Raw genomic sequence first — 12,271 nt, forward strand, 5'->3', positions numbered from 1 at the left:
GTTTTTATGCGTCTGCCGGGTAACGGACGTCGATTTGTCGGCGCATCTCGGTCATGACGTCGGCGAGCGTGCGCATGTCGTCATATGTATGATGCGACGTCTCCCGCTCCCCCGTCTCGATCAACCGAATGAATTCCTGAATCTCGAACGCCATCGGGTTTGTCTGCTCGCTGACGAGCTCCTCGGTCGTCCCGTCACGCCCTTCGAACGTCAGCCGGTCGAACGTGGCGATGTCGTCAATCAAGATCCGCCCCGTCTCCCCGATGATTTCAGACGGCGAGTTCGAACCGTGAATCTTCGAATGGAGCATGACGATGTCCATCCCGTCATACGAGAGGATGGCCGAGCCGCTGCCGTCGACGCCCGACTCGAGTTTGACGGCGTTCGTCGATACCGTGTTTGGTCGACCGAACAGCTTGAGCGCGGGACCGAGGCAATAGACGCCGAGGTCCATCAAGGAACCGTTCGAGAAGGCGGGATTGAACGTGTTCGGGTTGTCCCCGCGCTTATACAAATCGTACCGTGACGAATATTGCGACTTGTTCAAGATGACGCGCCGGACCGGACCGACGAGATGAAGTTGTTGGCGCAACACGTCGAAGTTCGGCATGAACAAGTTGCGGAGCGCCTCGAGCAAGACGACGTCATGCGCACGTGCCGTCTCGAGCATCGCTTCGACCTCGCGGACGTTCGAGGCGAACGGTTTCTCGCAGAGAACGTGCTTGTTGTGACGCATGAACAGGATGCTCTGCTCGGCGTGTAGCGAGTTCGGGCTCGCGATATAGACCGCGTCGATGACGTCACTCGCTGCCATCGCTTCAAGCGATGTGAACGTATAAAGGATGTCATGTTGAGCGGCGTATGTATCTGCCCGCTCCGCCGTTCTTGAATAGATGGCCGTCACTTCTGCGTCCTTGATATGTTGAATCGTCTTTAAAAAAGTGTCGGTAATAAAGTTCGTGCCGATGATGCCGAATCGAATCATAGGTAGTCTCCTCGTTTCTTTATAGCTGTTTTGACAAGACAATTTCATCGTGAAGTGGGATGCCGTTATTCCCAATCAGGGGGATGCTTGGCTTTTCGAGCCGGACCACATTGACCGCATCCGTCACGATTCGTTCGAGCCGAAAGCCGCGTTTTTGGTAAAACGCGAGCGCGTGCACATTATCGTTCGTCGTAATCAAAGTTAAACGCTTAAGACGATGACGCTTCGCCTCTCGTTCCACTTCTTCTAAGAGTGAGGACCCGATGCCTTTGTTTTCCAGTAGACTGTCGAGCGAGATGATTTTGAGCGCATCATGACGGATGACGTACGTGACGAGCCCATGAATCGACCCGTTCATCCAGACGAAACCGTCTAGCGACGCACAGTCATATGTCCCAGACGAGACGACCATCTGGGAAGCCCCCATTGATTCATGAAAAATGCGCGAACCTCGGTCCGGTTACTAGTGGTGATGGCATGAATCATTGTTTACTCCGCCTCATCGGCAAGGGCGGCCTGCTGACTCGCCTCGGTATAGATTCGGAACTGTTTGAACTGCTCGTCATAGATGAGACGAATCGCCCAGGCGAATCCTTTTGCGTACAACCGGTAAAACCAAGACGAAGGCAACAACGTGATTCGAACCGTTACGCTTGTGCCGCCTTCGGTCTCCTCGAGGACGTAAGACGTCGTCGAGACACCTTGGTTCGTCACAGCCTGTACTTCACACGCATAAGGTCGATTGACATGCGTCAACATGGAATCGACACGAATCTCTTTATTCTCGAACTGTTGGACCGAGACGAAACGTTTGCCTTCGACGAGTGCGTTGTCATTGTCCTCGTAAATGTTCTCGATGAGATGGTCGTTCCATTTGATGATGTGTTCATCTTCTGCCAGACAGGCGAAGACGTGGTCGATCGGAGCTTGGATGGTCATCTGATAGGTCGCGATTTCTGTCGGTTGTTTCATTGAATCCCCCTCTTTCAGTCTAATATTTTTTCAAAATATATGTATCGTTCCATTGATAAATCTGTCGAGCTAAAAGGTCTTCTTTTCAGGTATATAATTGTTCAATCGTATTGAAAATGGAATGCTTCTCTACCTTGAGTTGAATCATAATAGACTCCATTCAATTTATTAAAAGTTTATATCGTTCCAACAATAGTGGCCGCTGTTTGGGATTCGTTTAATTGGAAAGAAATCATTTCGTGTCATAGGGCTTACCTTCTCGATTATCTTTTCTGAAACTTATTCTAAAAGAGATCGTAGAGAAAACGTATAGAAATTTTATATTGGAGTGTGAGAAAGCATGATTGAGTTGTTGCTCATTGGAACGACGCATTTGAATATGCCGAACAACGGGGATATCTTGATGCCAGAAACGTCCGATATCCTCAGTCCCACCCGTCAACAAGAGCTAGATGCGTTTGTTACGCGATGTTCTTGTTTCGAACCGACCGTCATCTGTCTCGAAGTCGCGAAAACTGATCAGGAGTCGTTGAATCAGCGTTATCAGAAATATGTAACTAATCCGCTCACAGCCAGCGAAGACGAGCGCGAACAAATCGGCTTCCGGCTCGCGAAGCTGTGCGGTTTGCCGTTCGTTCAAGCCGTCGATTGAAACGAAACGATTGACGGTGTCAGCCTTGGTGACGTGATGGATACTCACCCTGTCGAGATGGCGAGAATCATTTCGACACAGCGGACACTCGTGCAGGACGTGGAGACCGCCTTCGCTACCCTCTCGATTTCTGAGTATTATGCGTACATAAACAAAAGCGAGATTACCGATTCGATGCATCAAGCCTACACCGAAATCGCCGCCGTCGGTCCGACAGGCTCGAGTTGGGTCGAATCTTACTGGAATGCACGGAATCAGCGCATCTATGAGAATGTGAAACGTGTCGCGAAGTCGGATGACCGCATCGTGCTCTTGTACGGTCTCGCCCATGTTCATCTGTTGAGACAATTTTTCGAGCAAGACGGCGACTTTGTCGTTCGTCCGTTCGATCCCCTAGTCCCTTGACCGTTCCCTTTGATCGATGTTTCGGGCCAAGTGCTCGATCCGTTCACGTGTGATGCCTACTCGCTGCTCGATGGCGAGCGGATGGTCGGTCGGCTCGAGTTCGATAAACGGCCGCATCCCGACCTCTCGGATATGAACGTTCGTCTTCAAATTGATTGTGTCCGGATAATCGGGCAAGTCTGTCGAGAACCAACCGAACATCGGTTCAAGTTCGACACGAGCCGGGTCTTCCCACGCATCAAGCATCCGAAAGAAATTATCCGCGCTGAGCGACACCCAGACGTTCCAAGTAAAGATGTTGTCTTCCCCGATTATCGGGAGTTCGAGACAACCATTCACAAAGAAATGTTCCTCGTCAAGCACGCAGACGTCATCGGTCAAGACGACGCGCCGTTTCCTTTCTTTCTTAGATAATTCCTCGATAAAGGTCGGCATGAGCGAACCATATCCGAGCGGTACGTCAATCGGTGCTTGGCATACCGAGCAGGTGCATTGCGCGCTATGCTTGCGCTTCTGTTTGAAACGGTTCATCATTTTACAACTTCTCCTTTAATAAAAATAAATATAAATGCGGTATTTGAAATAAAATTAGTCTTCTTCTTCGATGGCTTCTAGGACGGTTTCGGGATCGTACTCCATCCCTTTCAAGTCACTCGACCAATCCAATCCACATAGCAACCCGTCATCCGCCATATTCGGCAACCAGCCCGCGACGAACAAATCAAGTGGCAACTCGATAAGCTGATAGTCTTCCCATTCCTCAGCCCTACAAGCAAGTGCGCGTTCACGAGTCGAGAAGAACAGCAACACGTCTGTCGCCTCAATGATTGAAGGCGCATATGCCCAGCCATTGTCCGCTTCGGCCGATAAGCCGAACACCGTCTCGCTTTCAAGGACACGCGCACAGAATCGCTCGATCACGTCCGACTCCAATCGGACCACTTCGACGAACGCATCGATTGAGTCGGCAACTCGCTCGAGTTCATCCGTCTCATGCCACCAGATGTAGATCGTCTCGACGTCTGAAGTCAAAAAGCCGAGCTCGTCCCCGCTCCCGTTCTCCGCAACCGTAATAAAGCCTTCCGGCAACTGACGTTCGTCCCTGTTCGCACGGATGATGTCGTCCCACGTTTTGTTGAAGTAACGTTCATCTTTAATCGGGTAAAAGAACCACTCCCTGACCTCAAATTTGTTGTCGTGAAGCCATGCCTCTCGGAGTCCATTCGGCAAACGGCTGCCGAGCGCTTGTTCGACCACCTCGATGGTTTCGAACGTAAATCCGGGCAGGTTGGTTTCGATACGCATTTCAATTCCTCATTTCTTCATTCGATAACATAAAGTATACTTTTTTTGGCGAAAAGAGGGAATGAGTTTTTCGTCGATTTGTGTGAAGACTCTAGACATGAAGAAAGGTAAGCAAGCCATCTAATTTAGATATCTCGCGCGTCAACCCGTCTTGACCTAGCTGTTCGATTGAAATCCTCATGATCAATCCTCCATTTCTTGCAGCTCGTCAATCCAACGCTCAAGCTCTTTTTTCTCATGCATATATACACCCGGTTCCACTGGGAGGTCGATGCCGTGCAAAAATCTCAGCCCGTCCACCACGCGTGGATCAACGTGCATGTCTTCCGTCCGCTCGAGTGCGTCCGCCGCCAAGTCGGAGACGTTTTCAAACGTCAGCTTGCCTACCCTCACCGCACATAACCATTCCACGAGATCCTTGCGAGACGGGACGTTCCGGCGCCTCGGAAGTTCATTAGGCGACAGCGTTCCCTCATTCACCTGCTCAAACAGTTCGATGAGCCGTTGGTTTGTCGGCGCAGTGTCGAGTAACGTCTCGATTGGCGTCCGAATCAACTTCGTTTCATCAGTCATCTCGTCCCACAGCACGAGCACCTCATCACGTCCGTACACGAGCCAATCACCGGAAGCGTCATATCCGATTCGTTGCCCAAGTCGAGACGACGGAAGACGGGACGCCTCATCGGAAGTGAGTAGCGTCGCAGGCAGCCGTTCACCCGCAGCGATCGTCATGTTGACAGGACGCACTTCGGTCGGAAGAAACGTGATCACGTCTTCCCATGTCATCGTTCTGTCTGCAACCATTCTTCAAATGAAGCGGCGATCGTTTCAAGGTGTTCACCTGTCTCATGGTCGACAATGAGGACCTCGTTCGTCTTCAAATTGACACAGACGAGATCCCCGAGAAAGTCTTCATATCCGATGACGGGGAGATGGTTTGGCCACGGTTCTTCCTCATCGAAAACCTCTCCTTGCACCTCGTCGAAACGGCCGCGTTCGTTCAAGAACGCGAAACGCGGAAGCCCTTCTGCATCCTTCAGTTGAATTTCTATTTCGGACGTCGGTAACAGCGCTAACAATTGTTCTTTCGTCATTTTTTTGCACCTCGTTTTTCCTCCATTTTACCTCAATATTTACTTCATAGGTTCGATTTTCCAATGAATATCATTGACAGCAACTTTAAAAGGTGTAAAATTACACTTGTAAGTTATTGTCATAAAATCCTTTATTTTTAACTAGTCAATCGAGGTGGATGATGAAGAAGACTGATTTTATCCGAACCGTTTCAAAACACATAAAACCGATTCGAGTCGAGCAACAGCTTTCCCAAGAAGAGATGGCGGAAATACTCGGCATCTCGAAAAAGACGCTCATCCAAATCGAGAAAGAACGAACCGTCGCCAACTGGGGCACGGTCGTCACGCTGTGCGCCCTCTTCAATGGCAGCGAGATTCTATTGAATGAGATTGGGGACGACCCCGTCGAGTTCGTCAAACTAATCGCCAAAGAGACAGACTATGAGCCGAAATCGAAGACGCTCGGCGGCCGGGTCTGGTGGAAACAGATTGCGACAGACGGCGATTATGTGATGCAGCAAAACGTCATCAGTAGTCATTACCGTATCCTCGATTCAAACGACGTACGGTGGTACAGCTCGTTCGATGCGGATGATGCTTTGCACGTGTTGGCCCGACTCGCACGAGACCATCGAGAGGAGTCTTTGTCATGAACATAAGAAAACGATGCCTCGTGACGCTATCCTGCGTCTATGCCATCGCCTTTATCTTGAACGTCATCCCGTCGGTCACGTTCCCTGATGCGACGATCGGTCCGCTTCAGGCAACATCGTCCGTCTTGCTTGTCCTCTGTATGATGGGAACGTGCGTCTTGAATGACCGGGTCGCCAAGCTTTATGTGACGGCACTCCTATTCGCCGGGGTGACCGTCTTTACGCTACATAGCTTCGAGACGTATGTGTATGACATCGTCATCCTTGACGCGTTGTTCGCGATTCAATATCCACTCTATTTGTTATTCGTGACCCCACTCTTCGGGCTCAATCTTTTCTTCAACGTCGAGGCAGATTTTATCGCCTTGTTCGCCTTCTTCATCGGACTGTTCATCCTCGCTATTCATGAGATTGCGCTGGTGGTGTCACGGAGGATGACATGAGCCGATCGTTACTCGTCGGGTTTAGCGGTCTCGTCACCGCTCTTGCCTATTTCCTGCTTTCGCCTAACCTATCCTTTGTATATGGATGGGGTTGGATTGGCGGGACGACCGGTCTGCTCCTATTGTCCGTCATCGGTTTTAGCCTTCACCTCGGACGAAAGCATCATTGGACGGCCCGCCACCGGTTCGTCGTCGGAATCGGACTGATTGCCGCCTTTATGCTGGCATTCGGTCTCATTCTCTGGTGGATCGTCGCAGTTAACATGAATCACATTTGAATGGGAGGAAGATAAATGAACTACTATATCGGATCCGGGTTTTATAACATCGAGAACGTCAGACGGTTACGCGACTTGCTTTCCGCACAAGGCCATACCCATACATACGACTGGACGCTCAACACGCGGGCCGATTCGGTCGATGCGCTACGCGACATCGGAGAGAAGGAACGTGACGCCATCAAAGGTTCTGACTTTGTCGTCATCTTACTTCCGGCCGGGAAAGGAAGCCACGTCGAGCTCGGCACTGCCATCGGTTCAAGCGTTCCAGTATTTCTTCACGACACGACGGACAGCATGACAAATTTTGAGACGAAGAGCACGTTTTACCATGTGTCGCATGTCATCCAGCTCTCAGATAACCTCGAACACGTCCCTAATCAAATTGACGCTTATTTCTCAGCGAACACCATTTAAATATTGGTCTCTTCCGCAATAGCCTCCTAATTATCCATCCATTCTCAAACAGATTTTTGAAATGATTTGCATTTCTTATGGCGTGTTCATCATTTTTGTGACATACTGTTCAAAATCCATTTGAACGGGGACGATGCATATGCAGTCATGGAAACAGCCTTTACTTTTACTCACCGGAGTCGGAATCTCAAACCTCGGCGCCTGGGTGTACTTCATCGCCCTCAACTTGATTGTCCTCGAGATGACGCAATCGCCGTTCGCGGTGTCCGTCCTTTATATTCTCGTCCCACTTGCGGCACTCTGTGCCAATTTCTGGTCAGGCACGGTCATCGACCGTACGGATACACGACGCCTCATGCTTCTACTTGACGCGCTTCGTGCCGTTGTCGTCTTCAGCCTCGCCTTTATCGACTCGCTTGCCCTCATTTATGTGCTCGTGTTTTTGTTGAATGTCGCGAGCTCCGTCTTTGAGTCGGCGTCCCTCGTCTATATGACGAAGCTCGTCCCAAGTAACGATCGGCAACGGTTCAACGCCCTCAAAAACTTTGTGCAATCGGCCGGCTTTATCCTAGGACCAGCCATCGCCGGGCTCTTGTTCATGATTGGCAGCCCGACGCTTGCCATTCAGTTGAACGCCTTGGCGCTACTCGTCTCAGTCGGTATTCTCGCGCTCTTGCCGACGCTTTACACGGCCCGTGACGAAGTTGAGGTGTTCAGTGTGCGTATGATCATCGAAGATTGGAAGACGGTCGTACGTTTCGCGTCCACGAAGCGCTATGTGACGCTCGTCTATAGCCTGTTCTGTGTCATGACGATCTTCATGTCCGGACTCGACTCGCTCGAGGCGTCGTTTGCGACGCAGGTGCTCGACTTCTCTGAGAGCCGTTACGGCTTCCTCGTCAGTGTCGCCGGTGCCGGGATTATCGCCGGATCCATCATCAATGCGACATTCAGCACACGCATGACGTTGCCTTTCTTGATTAGTTTTGGTGCGACCATGACGCCGGTCGGCTATCTCATCTTCGCCTTCTCTGAATCATTCGTGGTCGCGTCTGTCGGCTTCTTCTTACTCACGTTCGCTTTGTCGTTCGCGAATACTGGCTTCCTCTCGTTCTATCAAAACAACGTGCCGAGCGAATTGATGGGCCGCTTCTCTGGGGTGATTAACGTCGCCGAATCCATTCTTGTCATCGGGTTGACGTTTGGGATTGGTCTTCTCGCTGAATATGTAGGTATCCGCTCGACGTATGTGGCGTTCTCACTATTCTTCCTCGTAATCGGGATAATGACGGTCCGTATCGTTCAAGCACGGTCGAGACGTTCATTCTATGAGACAGTCGAGTATGAAGAACAAGTTTCATAAAGCTAAACGATTCTGCACTTGTATCGCATGGTCGATTTAGGCTTCAGTTGTTTAAAGATGCATTCACTACATCCAAAATCATATCGGGGCGATCCAAATGAATGGCATGGGACGCCCCTTTTGCAATAAAAAAGCGACTGTTCGAAGATAGTTCTGCTTGTTCACGAACTAGTTGATGCCATGTGCCCTCAAAGCTTTTCAATTCACTTTCAGGCAGTCCTTCCATCCTACCTCGTTTTATTTCATACTCTGCATCTCGACTCAAAATGTATAACGGTACATCTTCAAAGGATCCTAAGTCTTTGATCAACTTCGCATCCTGATACCAGTTTTGGACTTCCTCAAGCATCGTTTTATATAATTGTGGACGCCTAGAAAAGTTTAAAAGTTTTGCTTGAATCGATTCGGGAAGTTTTTGTTGAGCTTCACTTAAGTTCGGTCCAATGAGATCCGTTAATTCTGAAGTTGAACACTTTGCATAATGACGACACTGTTGAATCCAATCTTCGTCCGATGCTAGTCGATCCATCACTGGAGTATCGAGCGCATCAAGCTTATGTAAATCATGAGACGTCGAGTCGATAAGAATCAATGCAGCTAGATCCCCCGGAAATAGTTTTGCGTAGTGTTGGGCGCAAAGTCCACCGTAGGAATGACCAATCAAGACAATCGGCTCGTCAATCTGTAGAACGTGAAGTAATTCTTTTAACTCCTTTGCTGTCGCCTCTGTATTACGCTTTCTTGTACTGATTTCACTTCTCCCGGTCCCAGGTCGATGGTATAACAAAATACGGTTTGAACTAACTAGTCTTTCGGTCACCTCAATCCATTCCTCAAACGAGCATCCCATACCAGTCATAATCACAATCGGTCTACCGTGTTCTCCTATAGTTTTCACTTCTAGCTTCGTATCAAATACACGCACCATTTGATTCATCTCATTACCCCGCCTTCTGTTCGCAAACAACTTTGCTTCATCTTAATATCTCTTGAACGACTTCCTCATTTAACACTCGCTTCATTTCAAAAAATCGCCCGTTCCTCAATATCACTTGCTTTATAATGTAGCTATAGCACCTTCTGTCGATTAACTGATCATCACATGGGGAATTGTCGGGGAGGACTTACATCAAGCATTGGATAAGGAGGGATGGCTATGAACCGATGGAGTAACGAATCACTACAACTGATTGGCCTCATCGCTTCCCTGCTCATTGGAACGATTTTGTATACCATCTTACTTGTGGAAAGTGACATCGGCTTTCTTGGTCTATTAATACTTCCAGTCATCGTCGTGTCCTCTCTCGCTTTCGGGATGCGCGCCGGCTTGACGATATCGGTGACGCTGCTCATCTTTCTGTTCATCTATTTTCTATCGTTTGCTCCCGTCAATGACCAAGGTGAAGTTCAGTTCTTCAATTGGCGTGGAATCGGGTTCACTATACTTCTACTCGTGCTCTCTGTCGTTTCAGGTCTCGTTCACCAACTGGTGAAACGTGTGCAACAGTCGAGACTCGCGTTAGAAGAACGAGCGCGCCAATTGATTGCGGTGGATCCCGAAACGTGGCTCGACAACGCCGAGCGGTTTCGAATAGATGTAATCAGTGAACGCGACCGTCTCGTACGACATGGTGGTGCGTATTCTGTCTCATTCATTACGATTCATGAGTTCTCACGTTTTGAAGAAAAGTACGGACGTACCGAGTATGAATGGTTTCTAAATTACTTTAGTGATGAACTCCACACAGCGACACGACGAACCGATCAAAAGTATCGAATCGCGCATGATACGTTTGCCATCCTCTTCCCGTATACATCGCCCGAAGCGGTGCAAGTGGTCCACGACCGTCTTCGTCCGCTACTCGAGCACTATGAGTTGCAGAGTGGTGAATACGAGACGTTAACCTATGACGACAGCTCCTATGAGGTGACGCTAGAGAACGCAGCGGTCATGGTCGATGCCATTCTTGAGATAGCATCATCGTCTAATTGAAATCACATTTAAACGATCAAGCCCTGGAACCTACCGTCGATGAACGGCATGGTTCCAGAGCTTTTTTGTGTGCTATTGAAAATCTAAAAGAAATATCTTGCCGGTAAAGGAATCGGATCTCATATAAGAGAAATCAACATCACAACCTTTTGATTAAGGAGGCATGATTCTCATTTCATCGACTGTCTATACCATCAAACCAATCGAGTCACCAGGCGAACTCGAAGACTCGTTCACTGTCATGAGCCAACTGCGCACTCATCTCACTCTCGACGGCTATCGTGAGCTCGTCGCCGCCATGCGACCACAGGGCTATGAACTGTATGCGTTATACGCAGACGATACAATCGTCTCGCTCGCGGGAATCGAAGTTCGCGTCAATCTCTATCTCGAGAAGCACGTCTTCATTCATGACCTCGTGACGTGCGCGAACCATCGTTCGAACGGATACGGAGAGATGTTACTTCACTTCGTCCATGAATACGCACGTGATCGAGGCGCCAAGTACGTGGCTCTCGAATCGGGACTCGCTCGTACCGAAGCACACCGTTTTTATAAAGAGAAGATGGACTATGCCATCACGAGTTATTCGTTTCGAAAACAACTTTGAACGCATATAAAAAAGAAGAGCCGAGCGCTCTTCCCGTCTCTATTATATCGCGAATTTCGAACCATAAACAGACTGTCTTCTCCTTAATTCATCCACTATACTTTGAGGACACCCTGATTGAAGGAGAGATGAAACATGACTGATGACATCAAACCGCTCGACCCCGGCCCGTTTTTCCACGGCACGAAAGCCGAACTGAAGCTAGGAGACTTGCTTGAACCGAAGCGACGATCGAACTATCAAGACAAGCAGTCAAACTACATCTATTTCACGGCCACCCTTGAAGCCGCCAAATGGGGAGCAGAACTGGCGAGCGGGGGGGCTCGTGAACGCATCTATCTCGTCGAACCGACGGGCGACTTCGAGAACGACCCGAACTTGACGGACAAGCGCTTCCCTGGCAATCCGACCCGGTCGTACCGGTCGAACGCTCCTCTCAAAGTCGTGGCCGAACTCGGGACGTGGGAACGCCATCCGGACGATGTGATCGCGCATATGCTTGAATCACTAGAGAAACTGCGGCAAGCCGGGGAAGATGTGATTGACGACTGACACGAAGGAGAACGATTTTGAAGAAATCCTACAATAAACGCAAGTAAATATTGATTACCGGTCTCGTTATCGGACTGCTATATGCGACGACATTTATCCCGCAACGCGTCATCACGACGTCACCGTCGAGCGTGTCCCGCATCCATGTGTCTGACGGGCAGAGCGGTTATGAACTCAATTTGAATGACCGAGACGACATATACGCTGTCATGAATAACTTGAATGACGTCACCTTTCAAAAAGGAAAGCCCAGTATCGGCTATATGGGATACTCGTATCGGGTCACTTTATACGATCAAGATGGGGATGAGCTCGATGAATTTATCATCAATAGCGAGGACACGCTCCGCTACCACGGTTTCTTTTACACGGCAAAGTCAGGGAACATCGATTATGACAAGCTTGACGCGTGGATGGCGCAAGTGAAGGCACAACCCGTTGAAGAATGAAGTGATGTCTATCGACGCGATTGATTGGCTCTACGTCTCGACAGCAAGGAGATTAGCACCAGACTGGCTATCGCTGAGATTGCAATCTTAAGCTGAAACTCATTCGTTAGTCCGTCAA

Annotated in this window: 17 protein-coding genes and 1 pseudogene; 10 read left to right on the plus strand and 8 right to left on the minus strand. The window is 49.4% G+C overall.

Going from position 1 to position 12,271, the window contains the following annotated elements:
• Positions 1-4: 4 nt before the first annotated feature.
• The 3 genes from DI14_RS03970 to DI14_RS03980 form a co-directional block, all read right to left on the minus strand.
• Positions 5-985 (minus strand): Gfo/Idh/MocA family protein, encoded by a 981-nt coding sequence (locus DI14_RS03970; RefSeq protein ID WP_034805493.1) that lies wholly within the window; start codon positions 983-985, stop codon positions 5-7.
• A gap of 19 nt (positions 986-1,004) precedes the next feature.
• Entirely contained in the window at positions 1,005-1,397 is a 393-nt protein-coding gene (locus DI14_RS03975; protein WP_369792695.1) for a GNAT family N-acetyltransferase, read from the minus strand.
• A 77-nt stretch (positions 1,398-1,474) separates the two neighbouring features.
• Positions 1,475-1,957: an SRPBCC family protein gene (locus DI14_RS03980; protein ID WP_034805496.1), complete on the minus strand. Its 483-nt coding sequence runs from the start codon at positions 1,955-1,957 to the stop codon at positions 1,475-1,477.
• Between the two features lie 403 nt (positions 1,958-2,360).
• On the opposite strand from DI14_RS03980, the pseudogene DI14_RS15600 reads away from it, so the two are divergent.
• A pseudogene (locus DI14_RS15600) lies at positions 2,361-3,014 on the plus strand (DUF5694 domain-containing protein).
• On the opposite strand, the gene DI14_RS03995 reads toward DI14_RS15600, so the two are convergent.
• From DI14_RS03995 to DI14_RS04015, 4 genes are all read right to left on the minus strand, one after another.
• The gene (locus DI14_RS03995) at positions 3,003-3,548 is read right to left on the minus strand and encodes a DUF2199 domain-containing protein (protein ID WP_034805504.1); all 546 of its coding nucleotides are present in this window, start codon (positions 3,546-3,548) and stop codon (positions 3,003-3,005) included. The pseudogene DI14_RS15600 and the gene DI14_RS03995 sit on opposite strands and share 12 nt — an antisense overlap.
• Before the next feature lie 54 nt (positions 3,549-3,602).
• On the minus strand, positions 3,603-4,319 hold the full coding sequence (locus DI14_RS14975) for a DUF2750 domain-containing protein (protein ID WP_051622541.1): 717 nt from the start codon (positions 4,317-4,319) through the stop codon (positions 3,603-3,605).
• Between the two features lie 183 nt (positions 4,320-4,502).
• On the minus strand, positions 4,503-5,105 hold the full coding sequence (locus DI14_RS04010) for a hypothetical protein (protein WP_034805507.1): 603 nt from the start codon (positions 5,103-5,105) through the stop codon (positions 4,503-4,505).
• On the minus strand, positions 5,102-5,413 hold the full coding sequence (locus tag DI14_RS04015; protein ID WP_034805510.1) for an SMI1/KNR4 family protein: 312 nt from the start codon (positions 5,411-5,413) through the stop codon (positions 5,102-5,104). Before DI14_RS04015 ends, DI14_RS04010 begins: the two co-directional genes overlap by 4 nt.
• 161 nt (positions 5,414-5,574) lie before the next feature.
• On the opposite strand from DI14_RS04015, the gene DI14_RS04020 reads away from it, so the two are divergent.
• The 5 genes from DI14_RS04020 to DI14_RS04040 all read left to right on the plus strand — a co-directional run bounded on the left by DI14_RS04020 (position 5,575) and on the right by DI14_RS04040 (position 8,549).
• Complete coding sequence (locus tag DI14_RS04020; RefSeq protein WP_034805512.1) at positions 5,575-6,048, plus strand: helix-turn-helix transcriptional regulator; 474 nt, start codon at positions 5,575-5,577, stop codon at positions 6,046-6,048.
• Complete coding sequence (locus DI14_RS04025) at positions 6,045-6,491, plus strand: hypothetical protein (protein ID WP_034805514.1); 447 nt, start codon at positions 6,045-6,047, stop codon at positions 6,489-6,491. The genes DI14_RS04020 and DI14_RS04025 overlap by 4 nt, the downstream gene beginning before the upstream one ends.
• Positions 6,488-6,769 carry a hypothetical protein gene (locus DI14_RS04030; RefSeq protein WP_034805516.1) on the plus strand — a complete coding sequence of 94 codons (282 nt, stop codon included), beginning with the start codon at positions 6,488-6,490 and terminating at the stop codon, positions 6,767-6,769. Before DI14_RS04025 ends, DI14_RS04030 begins: the two co-directional genes overlap by 4 nt.
• Before the next feature lie 15 nt (positions 6,770-6,784).
• The gene (locus tag DI14_RS04035; RefSeq protein WP_034805518.1) at positions 6,785-7,186 is read left to right on the plus strand and encodes a group-specific protein; all 402 of its coding nucleotides are present in this window, start codon (positions 6,785-6,787) and stop codon (positions 7,184-7,186) included.
• Between the two features lie 139 nt (positions 7,187-7,325).
• Entirely contained in the window at positions 7,326-8,549 is a 1,224-nt protein-coding gene (locus DI14_RS04040) for an MFS transporter (RefSeq protein ID WP_034805519.1), read from the plus strand.
• 43 nt (positions 8,550-8,592) lie between these two features.
• On the opposite strand, the gene DI14_RS04045 is transcribed toward DI14_RS04040, so the two are convergent.
• Positions 8,593-9,486: an alpha/beta hydrolase gene (locus tag DI14_RS04045; RefSeq protein WP_034805521.1), complete on the minus strand. Its 894-nt coding sequence runs from the start codon at positions 9,484-9,486 to the stop codon at positions 8,593-8,595.
• A 219-nt stretch (positions 9,487-9,705) separates the two neighbouring features.
• Here DI14_RS04045 and DI14_RS04050 point away from each other — a divergent pair, with 219 nt between their 5' ends.
• The 4 genes from DI14_RS04050 (at position 9,706) to DI14_RS04065 (ending at position 12,153) form a co-directional block, all read left to right on the plus strand.
• A complete protein-coding gene (locus DI14_RS04050; protein ID WP_034805524.1) occupies positions 9,706-10,542 on the plus strand; it encodes a GGDEF domain-containing protein in 837 nt (278 codons plus the stop codon).
• Between the two features lie 163 nt (positions 10,543-10,705).
• Positions 10,706-11,152, plus strand: coding sequence for a GNAT family N-acetyltransferase (locus tag DI14_RS04055; RefSeq protein ID WP_034805527.1), 447 nt, complete (start codon positions 10,706-10,708; stop codon positions 11,150-11,152).
• Between the two features lie 135 nt (positions 11,153-11,287).
• Positions 11,288-11,704 (plus strand): NAD(+)--rifampin ADP-ribosyltransferase, encoded by a 417-nt coding sequence (gene arr / locus DI14_RS04060; RefSeq protein ID WP_034805530.1) that lies wholly within the window; start codon positions 11,288-11,290, stop codon positions 11,702-11,704.
• Positions 11,705-11,754: 50 nt separating this feature from the next.
• Complete coding sequence (locus DI14_RS04065) at positions 11,755-12,153, plus strand: hypothetical protein (protein ID WP_051622543.1); 399 nt, start codon at positions 11,755-11,757, stop codon at positions 12,151-12,153.
• The last annotated feature ends 118 nt before the right edge of the window (positions 12,154-12,271 follow it).

It is taken from the genome of Exiguobacterium sp. AB2, assembly GCF_000696055.1.
In the GTDB taxonomy this organism is placed as follows: Bacteria; Bacillota; Bacilli; order Exiguobacteriales; family Exiguobacteriaceae; genus Exiguobacterium; species Exiguobacterium alkaliphilum.